The organism is Dictyoglomus sp. (assembly GCA_025060475.1).
In the GTDB taxonomy this organism is placed as follows: Bacteria; Dictyoglomota; Dictyoglomia; order Dictyoglomales; family Dictyoglomaceae; genus NZ13-RE01.
In genome coordinates, this window is record JANXBZ010000004.1 from 42,733 (window position 1) to 62,208 (window position 19,476).

Below are 19,476 nucleotides of genomic sequence, written 5' to 3' on the forward strand. Positions count from 1 at the left end.
ACCATATTAATAAATTCTAAAGCCCAAATTCTTCTCTCTTTCTGCTAATTTCCTTATTTATTTCTCTCGTATATTTTTCAATAGCTTCCCTTGGTAATTCTCCCAACATTACTACCTCTCTAAAGGCGTTATCAAGATGTCTTGAAATATAATAACTTCCAGGAACTACAGGAATTTCCTTAAGATATTTCCACTGCTCCGAAAGAACCCTATAATCTGAAGAGGGCCAAGGAAGATAAGAAATTGCCTCTAGATTAGAAGTATTATATCTTGCTCCCGCCCCTAACAAGGCTTCTAGTTCCCTTCCAAATCTTGCTTGAATTTCTGTTGAGAGCCACCACTTCACAAATTCCCAGGATTCATTAAGCTTTTTTGTATTTTTAAAGATTAGAACAGCATTACTATTTCCTGACATTGATCTATCTATATAATTACCTTTTTTCCTTCCTGGCAGAGGTGCTATTCCCCAAAGTCCACTAATTTCAGGGGCTGCAACCTTAAATGCATTATAAAGGGTATAATTTGCTATACCGATGGGCATTTCTCCTGTTCTAAATCTGTTAAAGAAATCATAATAAAGGGGAATACCAAATAATGTATAAAGATTTGTCCACTCTTTAAAGGCATCTATTCCCTCTTCATTATTAAGTAGGCATTTTTTGCCATCTTCATCATAATATCTTCCTCCCCTTTGAAGAAGAAGCATGTTAAATATATCAAAGCTTGTAGCATTTCCTGGCCCTGCTCCAAACTGTAAATTATATCCTTGCAATTTTGCTATAGCCTCATAAAGTTCTTCCCAGGTTTCAGGAATTTTTATCTTAAGTCTTTCCAATATATCTCCCCTATAAAATATTATGGGAAAATCTTGAGTCATAGGTAATCCATATACCTTATCACGAAATTGATAAGGAACTAAGGCTGAGTCTGCAAATCTCTTCCTTACCTCATCAAAACCTGAAAGCCTAGAAAGATCTACTAAAGCTCCTCTAATCCCATAATCTATGGCAAGGGTACGAGAAACATTTAAAGCAACATCAGGTGGATTTTCCTGAGAAGCTACTGCAAAAAGTAAAACCGATTCATTGGGAATTATATTTAAATTTACCCCTATTCCTGTTTTAGGAGTAAAATCAGTATCAATAAGTATTTTTAGAGTTTCTGCTTGATCCCTTCCCATTTGTACCCATACATTTATGGATTTTTCCCTATCATATAGTGAACCAATAACGTTATAATTCTCTATAAAGGAAATAAAAAATTTTTTAAGACCATCTATAAACTTTTCAGCAAAATTTGGAAGAATTCGAGGAATACTTTGCTCTAAAGATGCAATTACTATATAATCTATATCTAAAGGTTGTTCCCTTATACTAAGAACCCATGAAGATAATGCGGAAAGATTGTCTCTATATCTTTGTAATCTTTGAGCAATAGTCTCAGGTTCCTTTGCCATTCCTTCTAGTTGCAATGCAACTCTTTCTAAAAGAGCGGACTCACTTGCTCTTTTTCCACTTATCTTTATTATTTTTTCTGCATTTTCTCTTAATATTTTGGCATTTTCCTCAAGGGTTGGTATAAGATCTGGAATATGTTGATCTAAAAGATAATCCCTTAAAGGATCAGGATTTGGTCCTGTTATCATAACAATCTTAGTATAAAGCTGAGAAAGGTCAATGGAACTTTGCCAAACCTTTCTTATAATCTCAGCAATTAACCCATAGGAAACTTTTAATCTTATAGTATGCTCTCCTTTTTTAAGATAGAAAAGATAGGACTCTTTATCTCCAAGATACATAAATTGCCAATTGGTATCATATGTAAATCTTATGCTTTTTGCCTCCTCAAAGGGTATTTCTCCATCAATATAAAGGGTTCTTTCTGTGGGAATTCCAGGATTTGAATTTTGTCTAAATTTTATTCCAATTTTATAAAGCCCATCTTCTGGAACTTTAAATTTCCATTCAATCCACTGTCCTGCATTTCTCCAATTATATCCTCCAATTATATTTAAGACCTTTCTCCTAAAATCATAGGGCTCATTCAAAGGATTAGATCTATCAGAGATAGGGTAAAGAGTAGGTTCTGATTTAGAATTTGCCTTTTCTCCTTGAATCTTTATAAAAACTCCCTTGGGAATAGGATAATTATTATCTAAGTATTCCCTTTTTAAAATTTCATAATTTCTAACTTCGGGCTTATTAAATATTTTTATGTAATCAATTACAAAAGGTTCTTTAATAGAGTTTAAGCGTAGAACATGTTTTCCTTTTTTAAAATAGAATAAAAATGGTTCATTATACAAACCTTCGGAATCCTCTATCAATTTTTCTTCCCATCTTGGATCTTCTATTTGAGCAGGTCGTAGTTCATTCCCTCTATTATCTTTAATAGGAGAGCCTGCATCTTTCCATATCCTTTCAAATCTTACAACCCTTGCTTCATTAAAGGGTCTCTTTCCATCAATGATTATCTCTCTCTCAATGCTAGAATTTTTTCCTTTTATGGGATAATATTTTATAGCTATATTATAAAATCCTTCTTCTTTTATTAAAAACTCCCATTCTACATATCCCCCATCACTAATATATAAAACAGGGTGACCATCATCGGTAAGATCAGTTCTTTTTTCCACAATGCAGTCTTTAAAAGATTTATAATTAACAGCAGGAATAAAGATAACATCCTTTGGCCTTTTAAGTTCTTTAAATTTTTTTAAATAGGCATCATAATTATTTTTTTTGCTTATAAATTCAAGAAACTCTGTTTGAGAAAAAAGAGGAGTTTTAAGATTAAAAATAATTAATATGATAATTCCTATATATTTTAATATTTTGTATATTCTTATTCTCATAATTTAAAAATTATTTTTTCCTGGCTCTCCTCTAAAAGAGGAGAACCAGGATTTTTTAAAATTCTTATTTAAGTCCTTCTAGTATGGCATCGATGGCAGATTGGAATTTAGGCTTTAAAGCCTTAATAGACTTTGCAGGATTAGCATAATCTATTTGATTTAAAAGATCCCAAAAACCAGGAATTCCAGAGATAGGATCTATTTGAGCTCTTGTAGCAGCATCTAATAATAGATCATAATTTTCCTTTCCTCCTACTTTTTCAATCTGACTCTTTACAATAGCTTCCTTTTCTTTATCTGTGGGCAATAGCATATAAAGAAGCCAAAGAGCAGCAAGTTCTGGATCCTTTGAGGAAGAAGCGATAGCCCATGCCCCATCATCTGCCATATCAGCACTCTTTTTCTTGCTATCAGGTCCCTTAGGGAATGGTACAATTCCTAATTTTTTGCCCAATGCCTGCCTCATAGAAGTTAACTCCCAAGGTCCCCAATAATCCATACAGGTAATTCCCTTTTGAAATCTTCCTTGAGGATCATTCCACCAATCTGCAGGTCTCATTTTATATTTTGCATCCATATCATAAATAGCTTGAAAGGCTCTATATGCTTTAGGATTATCCATGGCAAAGACTGGTTTGCCACCTATATATCTTACAACCTCTACATCATTGGTATAAAGGAAAGGTTGAACCACTGCCCAAGTAGCATAAGCCCATTGATCTATTTTCCCATCGCCATTAGTATCTTGAGTTAATTTTGAACCAAGAGAGAAAAAGGCATCCCAAGTCCATTTACCCTGTTTATAAAGTTCTAGAGGATCAGGAAGACCATTCATCTCAAATTTTTCCTTGTTATAGTAAAGAATATATGGAAAAACATTGTCATTATAAATATTTGTTACTGCATAAACTTGTCCTTTCCAAGTGAAAAATTTAATAGTACTATCCCTAAATCCTGCTGCATCCCATAAATTCTTATCTTTAAAATTAATATATTTGTTTAAAGGCAAAAGCATTTTTTTCATCATCCAAGTAGGTTTTTCTCCTGCACCAATATAAACCACATCTGCCCCACTACCTGAAAGAATTGCTGCACTAAGTTTAGGTCTATAATTTTCCCAAGTAGTATAAACTATTTGAACCTTTGCTCCTGTAATTCTTTCAAATTCTTCTCTAACTTGCTTTCCTGATCTTATTCCAGGAATACTGCTTTGTTCCTCCTCTGGCCAAAACTGCCACATGTAGATAGTCTTTCCTCTATATTTTTGAGTATCAATGTTAAGAGTGTAATTTCCGATCTTTACAGTATATATTCTTTGGCCAAAACCTGGAAGAATAGCAGTCAAAATAAAAAGAATTAGTAAGGAAAGAATAAATAAAGAGGATTTTTTCATTATAATCCCTCCTTTAAAATTTCTTTAATGTTAATTTTAATTATCTGGGAAAATTCTTTCTATTACAAAATTGACAAAAATTAAAATTATCTTGTTATATATAAAAAATTATCTTAAAAATCAAAATAAAAATATAATGAAGATAATTTGATAGTTTTAAAGAGTATCTATTTATAGATTTATAAAACAAAATTTAATTATTAATATTCTCCCAAGCTAAGACCTTTTCTATATTTTAAAGGAGTGATCTTCATATATGTTTTAAAAACTTTTATAAAATAACTAATATTATTAAAGCCACATTCAAAGGCAATATCAGAGATACTCATATCTGTATTTCTCAAAAATTCTGTAGCTTTTTCTACTCGAACTTTATTTATATACTCTATGGGACTCATATGCAAAAGATCTTTAAATATTCTGCAAAGATAAAATTTACTAATATTAGCCTTTTCACTAAGTTCTTCTAAAGTGATTGGCTTTTGATAATTTATATCGATATAAATCAAAACATCCTTTATTTTTTCAAGTTTTGAAATTAACTCTCCACTAAAGGAACTTTTAGTTATATATCTATTGAAAATCTCCCAGAAAATTTCATAGAGTAGAGCTTTAATGAGAAGTTCATATCCATAGGGTTTTACTTTAAATATTTCTATTATCTTATAAACATTCCTTTGTAGAATCTCATCATTAATAAAACTAGGAACTAAAAATTTTCCATCTCGCAAGGGAACAAAAAACTTATGCTTACAGGAATCTGGCTCTTCAGAGCAAAGAAGTCTTAAATCAAACACTATGGCATAAGCCATGGTTTTTTCTAATTCCTCTCCAGAATGTATGGAACCGCAATTTACAAAGAGAAATTGATTATCTGCTAATATAAATTCCTTTCCGTCAATGTAGAATTTTGCTCTTCCCTTTTCCAAATATAAAATCTCAAACTCATTGTGCCAATGAGGATTAAAGACTCCATTATTATATATAAATATGTTTTCATGAACAAAAAAAGGAAAATCAGGCTCTCCATGGGGAAGTAGCTCCCTTAATTGTTTTTTATCTTTATTCAATTTCTTCACCACCCTATGATCTTTCTTATAAAATATAAAATATTTTATTTATAATTTTATATCATACTTAGGAGATGAAATTATTACAGTTAATATTTTACACAGTTATTCTAATAGAGCCCATCTTGGAAGAAATATAACGGAACAGATCATGAAATACCCATTTTAGAACTTCCTGAAAAATTCTCAGAATGGAGTAATGAATTAGTAGTTGAAATTATTCATTCGAATCTTGATAATTATGTAAATGAAATTCTAAAAGAAAAATCCTAAACTGAATAGAATTGTAAGAAAACTATCAACTACCATACTTAAATATTTAGAGCCTCTTTCCGCTATAAGTAAAATTCTACCGTAGAAATGGACTTGGGAAAGTCAACGAGACTTCTTGCAGATATAGTTTTAAAACTTGAAAGAGAAGATAAAACAGGTAAAAGTTTTTCTTCCTCCTTTTTCCTTTACTTCTTTTGTACTCAAAGAAAAAAGAGAAAAATAAGTACTATTTCTTTCGCCTTAATTCCCATGGAACCTTCGATCTTTATGACAAGATTAACAAAATAGAACTTAAGAACAAGGGATTTCTTAAGGTAATAAACTTAAAAGGAGAAATTACTCTTCCAGAAGGGGCGGATGGAAATAAAAGAAGTGTTAATAAAATTTCCATGCCATTTTGCATATCTTACACACTATATAGAGACTTTCCAAAAGTAGATGTTTTTATAGAAATGGAAAATAAATCAAAAGATCATAGATAAGTACAAAGATTATGTAGAAGAGAACGTATCAAGATACTCCATGGAGTCTTTTGTAAGTCTTATAGGTCGAAAATCAAAAATAATGATAGAGGGAAAAATTCTCTTAAAATTACTCTATTTAGATGTATAGGATATTTATCCCGAGGAGATTTAAAGACAAGAAAAGAATTCGCAGGACCTTATATTCCTACTCCTAACGCTCAATGTCTTGGAAAATATAATTTTGAATATTCCTTTGTTTTACTAAATTCTAATAGTATATAAGAACTTCATGAAAAAACAAGAGATTATTTAATTTATCCCAAAGAAGAAGTTCAAACTATAAAATTAATCTTATCCCCGTAATTAAAGTAAGTATAAGAAATATCACACCAAATAGAGATAAGAATCTATGTAATTTTCTTATCTTAAATTTATTTTTTACTTTCATAAATTTATAAATAAGTCCCAAGAGTAAAATAATGCCTAACACTACAAAAAATGTGATTGCAAGATAAAAATGAGTAAAAGCTGGGTAAAGCCTATTCTCAATTATAAGATGAAAAAATCCAAGGATAAACAGTATATCTGTTATCATTCCTGTATATAAATGGATATTTAATCTTTTATCTCCTCTATCTAAAATCCCAATAATTGAGGTTATTAAATATAAAATACTTGCAAGAATCATAATCAAAAGGTGAATATATAAAAAACTTGACATGAGGATCCCCCTTCATTTTTATTTATTATAAAAGTTTTATTTCTATTATTTTAACACAAAATTATATAAAGAAAAGAAGTTTAAAATTTTTGTCTTTTCAATTTTATAAAAAGAACATAGAATTATATTATTAACTATTTGGGAGGCGTCCTATGGAAAAAAGAGAATTTAAAAATAAAGAATTTATTTCAATAATCGGTCTGGGAGGGGTAGCAGTAATGAATGAGGAACAAAAATTCGCAAATAAATTAGTTGCAGAACTTATTGATAGAGGAATAAACTATTTTGATGTGGCACCTTCCTATGGAAATGCGGAAGAAAGATTAGGACCTGCTTTAAGAGGAAAAAGAAAAAAAGTATTTCTTGCATGTAAAACAGGAGAAAGAACAAAAGAAGGTGCCTGGAAAGAACTTCATGAATCTTTAAAGAGATTAGAAACAGATTATTTTGATCTATATCAACTTCATGCAATGACTACAGAAGAAGATTTTGAAAAAGCAATGGGGCCTAACGGAGCCATGGAAGCTTTTCTAAAAGCAAAAGAGGAGGGAAAAATAAGATACATAGGTTTTTCTGCTCACTCTGTAGAGATAGCACTAAAGCTTTTAGATACCTTCAATTTTGATTCCATTTTGTTTCCTATAAATTGGGTGCTTTACTTCAATGAAAATTTTGGCCCTCAGGTAGTAAATAAAGCAAGAGAAAAAGGAACAACAGTTTTAGCTATAAAACCCTTTGCAAAAGAATTAATTCCTGAAGGAAAAGAAAGACCTTTTAATAAATGCTGGTATATTCCTGTCGATGATAAAGAATTAGCAGAATTAGCTTTAAGATTTACCTTATCCCAACCTGTAGCCTCTGCTATTCCTCCAGGAGAACATAAGTTTTTAATGTGGGCTCTAGAAATTGCTGAGAATTTCAAGCCAATAACAGAAGAAGAAATAAACTATTTAAAAGAAAAAGCAAAGGGATTAAATTCCATATTCAAATTAGCAGTTTAATATTTTTTTAACTTGATTATTTACTACCTATTTGATATTCTTTTTACTGAAAGGCAGGTGATAAGAATTTGGATTTCCTTTTAATACCAAAAAAGGAAGAAGAGATAGAGCCTGAACAAGATGTTATTATAATTGGGGGAGGACCAGCAGGTCTTACCGCAGGAATCTATACAGGTAGAGCTCGTTTAAAAACTCTCCTTATAGAGGAATCTCTAATAGGGGGACTTGCTGCATTAACTGCTGTTATTGAAAATTATCCTGGATTTCCCGAAGGAATCACAGGAAAAGAACTTTCTAAGCGTCTAGAAGAACAAGCGAAGAAATTTGGAACAAAAATTTTAGAAGCAAAGGTTTTAAAGTTATCCATTGAGGGATATTGGAAAATTGTAGAAACCACAAAAGGAATTTATAAAGCTCTTTCAATAATTATTTGTAGTGGAACAAAGCCCAAAAAATTAGGTGTTCCTGGAGAAAATGAGTTTTTGGGTAAAGGAGTTTCCTACTGTGCTATCTGCGATGGTGCCTTCTTTACAGGAAAAAAAGTTGCAGTTGTTGGAGGAGGAGATGCTGCAGTGGAAGAAGCTTTATATTTGTCAAGAATTGCAGAAGAAGTGATTATTATTCATAGAAGAGATGAATTAAGAGCAGAAAAAATTACCCAGGAAAAAGCCTTTGCCAATCCTAAAATTAAGTTCTTATGGAGCCATATAGTGAAAGCAATAGAAGGAGATAAAAAAGTAGAAAGATTAATATTAGAGGATCTAAAAACAAAAGAAGAAAAAATCTTACCTATAGATGGAGTTTTTATATACATTGGACTTTCTCCTCAAACGGAACTATATACTTCTCTCTTGAATTTAGATAATAACGGATTTATTATTACTGATGAGAATATGCAAACCTCTGTCCCTGGTATTTTTGCAGCAGGAGACATTAGGGTCAAACCCTTAAGACAAATTGTCACAGCTTTAGGCGATGGTGCCATTGCAGGCATCTCTGCCAGTAAATATATTGAAGAAATAAAATTTAAAGGAGGAATTAAAAATGGCATTACTAAAAGATGAAGATAGAAAATATCTGGAAAATCTTTTTAGAGAAAATCTAAAAGACAAGATAAAGATAATACTTTTTAGTGAAAGATCTGCAGGAAGTAAACTGTATGTTCCTGGAAGGATAGAATGTCCCTATTGTCAACAGACAAGAGAGATCTTAGAAGAAGTTGTTAGTCTCTCAGAGTTATTGGAATTGGAAGTCCATGATTTTCTTGCAGAAGAATCTTTAGCTAAAAAATATGGGGTAGATAAAATTCCTGCAATTTTATTCCAAAAAAATGATGAAGTACTTAATTTAAGATTTTTTGGAATCCCATCAGGATACGAATTCTCCACGTTAATAGAAGATATAATAGATATATCAAGAGGAGAGACCCATCTTTCTGAAAAAACTAAAAACTTCCTAAAAAGTTTAACAAAACCAGTACATATTCAAGTTTTCGTTACACCTACCTGTCCTTATTGTCCTAGAGCAGTGAGACTCGCCCACCAGATGGCAATGGAGAGTAAATTAGTCACTGCAGATATGATAGAATCAATTGAATTCCCTCATCTTGCTGAAAAATATCAAGTTTCTGGAGTACCTAAAAGTATAATAAACGAAAAAGTAGAAATAGAAGGGGCAGTTCCTGAAGATGTTTTTGTGGAATATATAAGATCCGCTATAAAATTCTAATCTAATTTTCCTAATAAATAGTCTCGAGCCTCACCTACAAGATATAAAGAACCGGTTATTAAGATAAGATCATTGGGTGAGGCTCTTTTATATACATCCTCAAAGGTAGACGGAAAATCCTTATAAAAATAAATTGGTTTACCTCTATCTTTTACATTTTCTCCTAAATCTTCAGGATTTCTAGTTCTAGAACTAGGAAGAGGTAAAAAATGAAAACTATATACTAAAGGTTCCAAAGTATTAAGAAAAGAATAAGAATCTTTATCTTTCATCATGCCACATATTAAAAATAATCTTTCAAATTTAACATAATCCTCTAAGGTTTCCCTTAAAGCTATAGCGGAAGAAATATTATGAGCTCCATCAAGAACCACTAAAGGTTCATTCTTTACTATTTCAAATCTTCCTGGCCAACTTACTGAGGAAAATCCCCTTCTTAAATCCTCCGAAGAGATTTCCCAGAAAAGGTTGAGGGATAAACTAGCATAACAACATACTGCATTTACAAGTTGATGAGCTCCTAGAAGAGGTATACTGAAAATCTCTTCCTTTTCCTTTCCAGAAATCACAAAAATTTGTTCTTTAAGATTAGAAGCTATTTTTTTCCAACTATATATATCATCTACTTTAAAGTATGGAGCCTTTTTATTGATTGCAACCTCTTTGATTACCTCCCATGCAGAAGGATCCTGAGGAGAACAAACTAATGGCACCTTTTCTTTTATAATTCCTGCTTTTTCCCGGGCAATTTCAGATAAGGTATTTCCAAGAATATGCATATGATCGAAACCAATAGGAGTAATAATGGAAACCATAGGAATAATTGTATTTGTAGCATCCAGTCTACCCCCAAGACCCACCTCAATTACTACAAAATCCAATTTTTTCTTGTAAAAATACAGAAAAGCAATAGCAGTTAAAACCTCAAAAAAGGTAGGTGGTCCATAAACAGGATGTTCTTTTGCTTTTTCTATATAAGGTTTTGCATCTTCAATAAGCTCCACAAATTCTTCTTTACTTATCAAGCCATCATGGGTAGATATTCTTTCTCTTATAGTTTGAAGATGAGGAGAAATAAATAATCCCACCTTATATCCCTTAGATTTCAAGACAGAGAAAATCATAGCGGATGTAGATCCCTTTCCTTTAGTACCAGCTATATGAAAAGCTTTAAGAAATCTATGGGGATTTCCCATTATATTTAATAAATGATTCATTCTTTCAAGATAAAATTTTTTTTCTCCATAGGTTATCTGATCTAAGTGTCTTTCATAATTTATAAAACTATATAAATAATTTACCGCTTCCTTATATTCCATAGGTTCACTCCCTAATTATTTTTTTCTTTGGAATTTTATCTCAAAAAATATTTTTGGACAAATGAAAATTTTTTTAAAAGGTGGTAAAATATAATTGAAAAAATTCTCAAGGAGGAGTTTTAAAAAATGGAAGAAATAAAGGTACCTATTGGAGTATCCGCAAGACACATTCACTTATCTTTAGAAGATAAAGAAAGACTCTTTGGGCCAGGATATAAACTTACCCCAAGAAATCCTTTATCCCAAAAGGGTCAATTCGCCTGCGAGGAAGAGGTGGAAGTTCTTGGTCCTAAAGGAAGAAGTTTAAAATTTAGAATCTTAGGACCAGAAAGAAAATCAACCCAAATAGAATTATCTCTAACTGATGCTATTTTTCTTGGTTTACAACCTCCTGTAAGAGATTCAGGAGATATTGAAGGATCTCCAGGAGCTAAAATAATAGGACCAAAGGGAATAATAGAAATTGAAAAAGGTGTAATTATTCCCTGGAGACATATTCATACTCCAACTCCCATAGCAGAAAAATTGGGACTTTATGATAAACAGTTGGTTAAGGTAAGATTAGGAACCATTAGAGCTGTAGTTTTTGAGAATGTTCTTATAAGGGTAAGGGATGATTTTACCTGGGAACTACATCTTGATACCGATGAAGCTAATGCAGCAATGGTAAAAACAGGAGATATTGCCACATTAATATTAGAAGAGGTAAGAGAAAAGGTAAAATTATAATTTTTTCAGGGGGAGAAAAAACTCCCCCTTATTTAATATTTAAATCGATTCTTCCACCAGCACCCCAAAATTTTGTAATTATAAACTCTAATCCCTCTTCTTTTCTTTCTGAAAGCCATAGTTTACCATAAATGTTAGCAAGTTTTATAAAATCAGAAACTTTTAACTCTCCTTTTAATTTACTTATTCCCACTTTTAACATTTCTCTTATAAAACATAAATCTTCAGGAAGATTTATAGGAAATACCTCTTCCAAAAGCTTTTCATATTTTTTCAATAGTTCCTCTTTATTGGTTAAATCTCCTAATATTTTAGAATAATAATCCATCCAGAAATCTCCTGTGGGTTCTCTTTTCTGATAGTCTTTTCCTATTACTTCTGTAAAATATCTAAATAGAAAATCTCCTAAAACAACCCGTTTTATAGTTTCTGAAAAGAAAGTCTCCCCAAAGACTTTTCTTACTCTAACAATTTCCTCCCCTTCTTTCGATAATGCCATCCATTTTTCTTCCCATTCTCCATTTCCTTCTGCGATTTCCATTCCTGCAAGAATAAGAGGATCCAAAAAAGAAAAAAGACATTCTGAACCATCGTCTCCCCACGCAGTAATTAAAAAACCAGGAAGTTTTTCTTTTTTAGCAGAAGTCAAGAAGTTCCTAAGATTTCCAAGAGCAATATCAAAATTAGGATAAAATCTTAGCCAGTTAGAAAGACCAGGACACGCTAATTCCTTTTTCTTTCTCTCCCCAAACATATTTATCTTATTTTCAAAATGCTCATAGGAAAGATCTGTATAATCCCAATTAGCAATAACCACATCATCCCAAATATCACTTTCTAATACAATTTTCCACCTCTCCTTCTCCTCTTCTCTAAGATACATGCCCGTTAACATATCTCCCCATACTACAGGAATTTTTCCTTTATCCTTTACCATATTTATCATGTTTCTATGATGCATCTCAAAAAGAAAAGGACCATTAAAAGTTCCTGTTTTATCTAAGCTTCTTCCCCTTCCCAAGGCCCAGGTCTCATCTCCACCAATATGTATATATTTTGAAGGGAAAAATTCCAAAACCTCAGAAAGAAGGTCATAAGTGAATTCTCTTGCAGATTCATTGGACACATCTAAGCATCCCTCTTGAGGTCTATGCCATTCACTAAATTTTGTAAAATCAGGTAAAGAAAGAATATGTTCCATATGGCCACAAAGCTCTAAAGAAGGAAAAACCTCAATTCCTAAATTTTTGCCAAAATCTATGATTTCTTTTAATTCTTCCTCTTTTAATCTTCCTCGAAGAATCCCAATCTGGGGATATTTTCTCCAAGGAAAAAGATCCTCAAAATATATAGCAAAATAATTGTATTTTAGAAGGAAAAGCCATTTTAGAATCTTTTTGAAAGTATCAAGATTAGGGACTCCGCCCCTTGCAATATCCAAATGATATCCTCTAAAGGAAAAGGAAAATTCTTCTTCTATAATTACCTCAGGAAGCATCTTTTTATTTTGTATTAAAAGTTGAATAATTGTTGCATAACATATTTTCTCATCCCCCCAAATATAGATTATTTTATCCTTTATCTCTAGTCCCGTTCCTTCCTTTTCTAATTTATTTATTCTCCATGTCCCTTTAGGAATACTAAATTCTTTAGAAAGAAATTGGGGAAAATTCTCAAATCCATCAAAGGGAAACCATTTTCCTCTAAATTCCAATCTTTTAGGTTCGGGAACAATATAAATTCTTCCTTCCATATTATTTCCTCCTATTTTGATTTTTTAAAACTCAAGAATATATAAATGAAAACATCTTTTAAAATTAGGAGGAAGATTATGAGCAATTATTGCTCTTATTTTTTCAATGCAGAATAATACATCCATAACCATATATTTTGGTCCCTGACAGTTCCAAGGACCTACTGCCTTGATCTTATTAATATCCTTCTCCCTTGGGATCCTTTTAAGTATGATTTCTGTGATCCCTACATTGATAAAAAATAAATTTACCATTTCAAAGCAACAAAAGAAAATAGAAGAACTTGAAAGGAAAATATCTGAAGGGAGAGAAAACGTAAAGTCCTAACATTATTTAAGCCTCTTTTCAAATTTTTCTATATCTACCTGAGAACCTTTTAGTATAATTTTCTCAGGATTTTTTATTCCTATTCCTACTTCTACTGCTCTTTTTATCTGAGGATGATCCCACATATTTTTATCCTGAATCTCAGGAGTTGTTCCAAGAATCTTCAGAAGGGAAAGACCTACTATATCACATGCAATCCTATCAGGAGATGCAATAATCATCATAGGTTCCCTTACCTCTCCCTTTGCAGGTCCTCCTCTAACGAATACTCTACTGGCATCTAATATATTTAATGCAGGATTAAAGGCAAGATTTAATTCTGCAATCATCTCCTTTATATATCTTGACCCATGCATTATCATCCTATCTTGTCTATGAATTAATCCAACAAAGTTTTTTAATGACATAGTAAAATCTGTAATAGAATGAGTTTTAACTACAGCTACATTAATAATATGATCTACTTCTTTTACTATTTTGGGGATTCTAAATCCATTACTCCAATATTTTGCCTTCTCAGGTTTTACCCATATCCATTCCATATTATCTAAAGCATATAATTCTACCCCTAATTTTTTAGCTACTTGTGCAATTCCAACTCTTTCCATGTTTCTCATAGTATTAGGCCAAGGAATCCCTGAACAATCCGCGACAATAATCCTTTTCGCTCCCCTTTCTTTTACCATTAAGATTACTTCTTCTAAAACTTGAGGGTTTGTTGTTCCTGGATAGGGATCATCGGAGTTTACATTTGGTTTTATAAGGACTGTATCCCCGGGATTTATAAAATTAAGCCCTCCAACCATATAAACTGAAGTTCTTACTGACTGCTTTATATCCCTTTCCTTTGCAATACCAACAGGAACAACCTCTGAGATTTTTTGGTTTTCTATTTCTTTAGTCTCCATTGATAGATTTTGAACAATTCTATTAAGATCAAGGTTGTTGACTTTATCAAACTTTACAAAATTTTTTTCTATTTTTGAGAAACTCTGAGAAATTAAGAAGGCGATCCCTAAACCTAAGTTAAAAATTTTTTCCTTTTTCATGGAAATCCCTCCAATATGAATTTATTTATTCGCCCATCTTTCCTTAAGAAATAAAGCAGAAGCTTTAGGCTGTCTCTGTCTTGTAAATACTCCCTTCTTATTTCCCAAAACCCTTATTACATGCTGTTTTGTAGCAAAATCAGCAAAATTCCAAACATGTTCTCCAATTACAAAGGATAATTTATCAAGAACCTCTCCATATTTTTTTAGAAATTCCACCTGAAATTCTTCAGTAAACATTACTGGTGGATCCTGATGAAATCCTGCAATGGTATCCGCACCAAACTCAGAGAGTAAAATGGGCTTTTTATATAACTCATACCATGTTCTTAACTCTCTCTCTAGTTGAAATCCTATCAATTCCAAATGTCCCATATCAGTATACCAAGCATAATATCTGTTTACACTGATAATATCCACATACTTTGCAGTCTTTGTTTCTAAAGGACCTGAACTTTCTACAATGGTAATGGGTCGTGTAGGATCTAATCTTCTTACCTCTTCTATTATCCTTTTAAAATATTCTTCAGCTTCTTCTTCATAATCTGCAGGTTCATTTGCCACACTCCACATGATTACACAAGGATGGTTCTTATCTCTATTTATCATTTCCTTCATTACCTGAATATGATATTGTAATGTTTTTTCATTAATTCTCTCTTCACAAAAGACCTTTTTTTGACGATTAAAGAAATTCATCCCCACTCCAGGAGCTTCATCTATTACCAGTATTCCATATTGATCAGCAAGATCCAATATTTCTTCTGCATAGGGATAATGAGATGTCCTAAAGGAGTTTGCATTTATCCATTTTAATAAGTTAAAATCTTTAACCGCTATCACAGGATCATATCCTTTTCCTCGAATATCACTATCTTCGTGCTTTCCAAATCCCTTAAGATATATGGTCTTTCCATTTAGAAGTAACTTATCTTCTTTTACTTCAATAGTTCTTATACCAATATTTAAAGAGTATGAATCTTCTAATTCTTCACCATTATAGGTATCAACTTTTAAGGTATAAAGATAGGGATTCTCAGGACTCCAAAATTCACAATTTTTTATAATCAATTTTCCTTTTTCTCCCTTTTCCCTACCTATTTCCTTTCCATTCTTATCAAAAACTATTACCTCTACTCTTTCTTTTTCTCCCTCTATTTTTACCTCATAATTAATCTCTCCATCTTCTCCATTTATATTCGTTACAACTTTAATATCAGATATGTAATTCTTTGGAGTAGTGTAAAGAAATACAGGTCTGTGAATGCCTGAATAATTATAAAAATCAAAATAATATTCTTGAGTTTTATATCCTTCAGGATGCATAGGATCTTTATACTCTATAATTTCACCTGGAGGAAGAGAATTCCAATCAAGGATATTATTTACTGCTATAACCACTCTATTTTCCTTCCCAAATTCTACAAATGGAGTGATCTCTCCCTCAAAGGGTAAAAATCCTCCTTTATGTTCCACGATCTTTTCTCCATTTACCCATAAAATAGCATAATGGGAAGCGCTTCCAACTCTTATAAATACTCTTTTATCTTTCCAAGATAAGGGAACAAAAAATTTCCTCTCATACCAAACATATCCTATATGATCTCTTATGGATATATCTTGAGTTATATCATTATAACTTGATGGAACAGGCATTAATATAGCATTTTCTAAGGGTTTCTTATACCATTCCTCTATTAACCCCTTATTTTCTTTATCAACCTTAAATCGCCAGATTCCTGAAAGATCCTTAACCTCTCTTCTTTCGCTTTCCCGAGGATATAACATTTAAAAATATCCTCCTTCCAAAAATCTGGTATTATTGATAATATTATGGAATATAAATTAATAAAAATCAAAGGAAATAGTAGGAGAGATAAATGAGAGAAAAAGAAAGGGCATATATATTGCTACTTATTGGTATTCTTGCTATGTCTACAGCTTCATTATTTATAAGATTAGCTCAAGCTCCATCTTTAATTGTTGCTACTTATAGATTAATCTTCTCTTCTCTGATTTTGTTAATTATATACAGAAAAAAGATTAAAATAGAGAAAAATATATTACCTTTCTTAATAATTTCTGGAATCTCCCTTGGCATTCATTTCTATACCTGGATTTCATCGGTATATTTAACTTCTGTGGCCAACGCAGTAGTACTTGTAAATACAAATCCTTTATTTATTATCTTGTTTACAATTCTCTTTGATAAAAAAAGGCCTCCCCTTTATTATTTTCTCTCCTTATTCTTTGTCCTTCTTGGAATGTTCCTTATTACCAGCAAAAGTTTAGAGTTTAAATTGGGATTAGGAGAAATCTTTGCAATTATTGGAGGGTTCTCCGTAGCAGTTTATCTTTATATAGGTCAAAAATTATCTAATAAAATATCTTTGATAAGTTATATATCCTCGGTTTATAGTTTTTCTGCTATCTTTCTATTCATTATATCCCTATTTGCTCCCTATCCTTTATTTGGTTATTCCTTAAAGAACTATATTTATTTCTTACTTTTAGCTCTTATTCCTCAGCTTATTGGACATTCTTCTGCTAACTATGCCTTAAGAATTCTTCCTGCAAGCTCTGTAGCTCTTATAATACTGGGAGAAAATGTGTTTGCAACAATTTTTGCATATATATTTTTAAAGGAATCTATCTCTTTAAATCAGGCATTAGGAATGATAATTATTACCTTAGCCATAATGTATAATTCTATAAAGGAAAGAATAGAGGAAAGAAGACAATGACAAGATTTTTTCTTGCTCTTTTTCTAGGAAGGATAGTTTATTATATTATGAGAATTCTTTCTCAGGATGCTACCACATTACCAGGGAAAATTGCTCTAATTATAGATCCTCGTTTTATAAAAAAAATATCAAAAAGGATTAAAAATATTATCCTTGTTACGGGAACTAATGGAAAAACTACAACTAATAATCTTATCTTTTTTTTATTAAAAAATAAAGGATATAAAGTTTTAGGAAATCTTGAAGGTGCTAATTTAAAAAGTGGAATTGCTACATGTTATATAAAAAATCCCAAAACTTTTGATTTTGGAACCTTTGAGATTGACGAAGGTATCTTTCCTAAAATCCTTGAAGATTTAAATCCTAATATTGTTGTAATTACAAATTTTTTTAGGGATCAATTGGATAGATATGGAGAGATTGATATAACAGTAAATAGGATTTTTAAAGCTTTAGAGGGAAAAAGGGAAATAAAACTGGTATTGAATGGGGATGATCCCTTTGTAGCAAGATTTCAAGATCTACCTTTAGAAAAAATATTTTATGGAATAAAAGAAAAAGTTGGAAGTAAAGATTCTGATATAAAGGAAAGTATCTATTGTCCAAAATGTGGTGAAAAACTTAATTATGATTATTTTAACTATGCTCAACTGGGAAAATACTCTTGCTCCTGTGGTTTTAAAAATCCAGAATATGAATTTTATATTAAAAAAGTTAACATCACTAACTCTTGGAGTTTCTCTATTATAGAACAAAAGAAAGAAATTTCTTTATCTTTTAAATATCCAGGAATTTACAATCTTTATAATGCTCTTGCAGGATATACTGTTGGAAGAATATTAGGACTTTCTTCTGAATATCTTAAGGAAACTATATCAAGTTTTTCCTTCTTTTTAGGAAGATTTGAAAAATTTATATATAAAGGTATGGAAAAAATTCTTATTCTTGTTAAAAATCCTACAGGATATAATCAAGTTCTTGATACTATAAAATCAGATCCCTCGGAAAAGATTTTGGTTTTAATTTTAAATGATAATATTGCAGATGGAAGAGATGTATCCTGGATTTGGGATGTAGATTTTGAAAGATTAAAAGAGGAAGAGAGTATAAGAGAAATTTATTGTTCAGGAAAAAGAGGAGAAGACTTAGTTGTAAGATTGAAATATGCAGAAATTCCCTTAGAGAAAATTAAATTGGTTAAAAGTTTAAGAAAAGCTATAAACCTTTCTCTTTCTTTCCCCTATAAGGTTTATATTCTTCCTACCTATACTGCCCTTTTTAAATGCCGAAAATTATTATTGAGGGTTAAAAATGGAGCTTAAATTATTTTATATGTATCCAGATCTTTTAAATTTATATGGAGACAGAGGAAATATAATAATAATTGAAAGAAGAGCGAAATGGAGAAAGATATTTGTAGAAATAAAGGAGTTCACAAAGGATAAAGAAGAGAACTTAGAAGAAGCGGATATAATCTTTTTAGGAGGGGGTTCAGATAGAGAACAAGAGATCCTATATTCTCACTTTTACAAGTTTAAGGACATTATTAAAGATCTTATAGAAGATGGAGTACCTCTTCTTGCAGTATGTGGAGGATATCAACTTTTAGGAGAATATTATTTAGATGCCCAGGGAAGAAAAATAGAAGGGCTTTCCATATTAAAATTTTATACGCGAGCAGAAAGAGGAAGACTAATTGGGAATATATTAATTGAGACAGATCTTCCCATAGACCCAAAAACCTTAGTAGGCTTTGAAAATCATGGAGGAAGAACTTATCATAATTACAAACCCTTAGGAAGGGTAATAAAGGGTTATGGAAATAATGGAAAGGATGGATATGAAGGGCTTGTTTATAAAAACTGTATAGGTACTTATCTTCATGGTCCTATCCTTTCCAAAAATCCTCATCTTGCAGATTTTATAATAAAATCTGCCTTAGAAAGAAAATACAAGAGAGAAGTTTTTCTTCCGCCTCTTTCCGATAAAGAAGAATTTCTTGCCCATAGGAATATAATAAAAAAGCTAAAGTGAATGCTATAATTTATAA

Annotated in this window: 17 protein-coding genes; 8 read left to right on the forward strand and 9 right to left on the reverse strand. The window is 31.3% G+C overall.

Going from position 1 to position 19,476, the window contains the following annotated elements:
* Positions 1–16: 16 nt before the first annotated feature.
* From NZ841_02960 to NZ841_02970, 3 genes are all read right to left on the reverse strand, one after another.
* A complete protein-coding gene (locus NZ841_02960; protein ID MCS7201717.1) occupies positions 17–2,854 on the reverse strand; it encodes an extracellular solute-binding protein in 2,838 nt (945 codons plus the stop codon).
* A gap of 64 nt (positions 2,855–2,918) precedes the next feature.
* Positions 2,919–4,247 carry an extracellular solute-binding protein gene (locus NZ841_02965; GenBank protein ID MCS7201718.1) on the reverse strand — a complete coding sequence of 443 codons (1,329 nt, stop codon included), beginning with the start codon at positions 4,245–4,247 and terminating at the stop codon, positions 2,919–2,921.
* 200 nt (positions 4,248–4,447) lie between these two features.
* Positions 4,448–5,317 carry an AraC family transcriptional regulator gene (locus NZ841_02970; protein ID MCS7201719.1) on the reverse strand — a complete coding sequence of 290 codons (870 nt, stop codon included), beginning with the start codon at positions 5,315–5,317 and terminating at the stop codon, positions 4,448–4,450.
* 366 nt (positions 5,318–5,683) lie between these two features.
* Between NZ841_02970 and NZ841_02975 the strand changes: the two genes are divergently transcribed.
* Positions 5,684–5,878, forward strand: a complete 195-nt coding sequence (locus tag NZ841_02975) for a hypothetical protein (GenBank protein ID MCS7201720.1) — start codon at positions 5,684–5,686, stop codon at positions 5,876–5,878.
* A 513-nt stretch (positions 5,879–6,391) separates the two neighbouring features.
* On the opposite strand, the gene NZ841_02980 is transcribed toward NZ841_02975, so the two are convergent.
* Positions 6,392–6,775: a hypothetical protein gene (locus NZ841_02980; GenBank protein ID MCS7201721.1), complete on the reverse strand. Its 384-nt coding sequence runs from the start codon at positions 6,773–6,775 to the stop codon at positions 6,392–6,394.
* Positions 6,776–6,927: 152 nt separating this feature from the next.
* Between NZ841_02980 and NZ841_02985 the strand changes: the two genes are divergently transcribed.
* The 3 genes from NZ841_02985 to NZ841_02995 all read left to right on the forward strand — a co-directional run bounded on the left by NZ841_02985 (position 6,928) and on the right by NZ841_02995 (position 9,504).
* Positions 6,928–7,776, forward strand: a complete 849-nt coding sequence (locus NZ841_02985) for an aldo/keto reductase (protein ID MCS7201722.1) — start codon at positions 6,928–6,930, stop codon at positions 7,774–7,776.
* A gap of 68 nt (positions 7,777–7,844) precedes the next feature.
* Entirely contained in the window at positions 7,845–8,840 is a 996-nt protein-coding gene (gene trxB, locus NZ841_02990) for a thioredoxin-disulfide reductase (GenBank protein ID MCS7201723.1), read from the forward strand.
* The gene (locus NZ841_02995; protein MCS7201724.1) at positions 8,821–9,504 is read left to right on the forward strand and encodes a thioredoxin family protein; all 684 of its coding nucleotides are present in this window, start codon (positions 8,821–8,823) and stop codon (positions 9,502–9,504) included. Before trxB ends, NZ841_02995 begins: the two co-directional genes overlap by 20 nt.
* Here NZ841_02995 and NZ841_03000 read toward each other — a convergent pair.
* Positions 9,501–10,823 (reverse strand): bifunctional folylpolyglutamate synthase/dihydrofolate synthase, encoded by a 1,323-nt coding sequence (locus NZ841_03000; GenBank protein ID MCS7201725.1) that lies wholly within the window; start codon positions 10,821–10,823, stop codon positions 9,501–9,503. The two genes, NZ841_02995 and NZ841_03000, sit on opposite strands and share 4 nt — an antisense overlap.
* 126 nt (positions 10,824–10,949) lie before the next feature.
* Between NZ841_03000 and NZ841_03005 the strand changes: the two genes are divergently transcribed.
* Positions 10,950–11,552 carry a phosphate propanoyltransferase gene (locus tag NZ841_03005; GenBank protein MCS7201726.1) on the forward strand — a complete coding sequence of 201 codons (603 nt, stop codon included), beginning with the start codon at positions 10,950–10,952 and terminating at the stop codon, positions 11,550–11,552.
* A gap of 28 nt (positions 11,553–11,580) precedes the next feature.
* Here the strand turns inward: NZ841_03005 and NZ841_03010 are convergent, their stop codons facing one another.
* From NZ841_03010 to uidA, 4 genes are all read right to left on the reverse strand, one after another.
* On the reverse strand, positions 11,581–13,305 hold the full coding sequence (locus NZ841_03010; GenBank protein ID MCS7201727.1) for a beta-N-acetylhexosaminidase: 1,725 nt from the start codon (positions 13,303–13,305) through the stop codon (positions 11,581–11,583).
* A gap of 24 nt (positions 13,306–13,329) precedes the next feature.
* A complete protein-coding gene (locus tag NZ841_03015) occupies positions 13,330–13,560 on the reverse strand; it encodes a hypothetical protein (protein ID MCS7201728.1) in 231 nt (76 codons plus the stop codon).
* 75 nt (positions 13,561–13,635) lie between these two features.
* A complete protein-coding gene (locus NZ841_03020) occupies positions 13,636–14,682 on the reverse strand; it encodes a DUF362 domain-containing protein (GenBank protein ID MCS7201729.1) in 1,047 nt (348 codons plus the stop codon).
* A gap of 21 nt (positions 14,683–14,703) precedes the next feature.
* Entirely contained in the window at positions 14,704–16,470 is a 1,767-nt protein-coding gene (uidA, locus tag NZ841_03025) for a beta-glucuronidase (protein MCS7201730.1), read from the reverse strand.
* 92 nt (positions 16,471–16,562) lie between these two features.
* On the opposite strand from uidA, the gene NZ841_03030 reads away from it, so the two are divergent.
* From NZ841_03030 to NZ841_03040, 3 genes are read left to right on the forward strand one after another with little or no spacing between them, the layout of a single operon-like run.
* Positions 16,563–17,426, forward strand: a complete 864-nt coding sequence (locus NZ841_03030) for a DMT family transporter (GenBank protein MCS7201731.1) — start codon at positions 16,563–16,565, stop codon at positions 17,424–17,426.
* A complete protein-coding gene (locus NZ841_03035) occupies positions 17,423–18,748 on the forward strand; it encodes a MurT ligase domain-containing protein (GenBank protein MCS7201732.1) in 1,326 nt (441 codons plus the stop codon). Before NZ841_03030 ends, NZ841_03035 begins: the two co-directional genes overlap by 4 nt.
* Positions 18,738–19,460 (forward strand): glutamine amidotransferase, encoded by a 723-nt coding sequence (locus tag NZ841_03040; GenBank protein ID MCS7201733.1) that lies wholly within the window; start codon positions 18,738–18,740, stop codon positions 19,458–19,460. Before NZ841_03035 ends, NZ841_03040 begins: the two co-directional genes overlap by 11 nt.
* Positions 19,461–19,476: the final 16 nt, after the last annotated feature.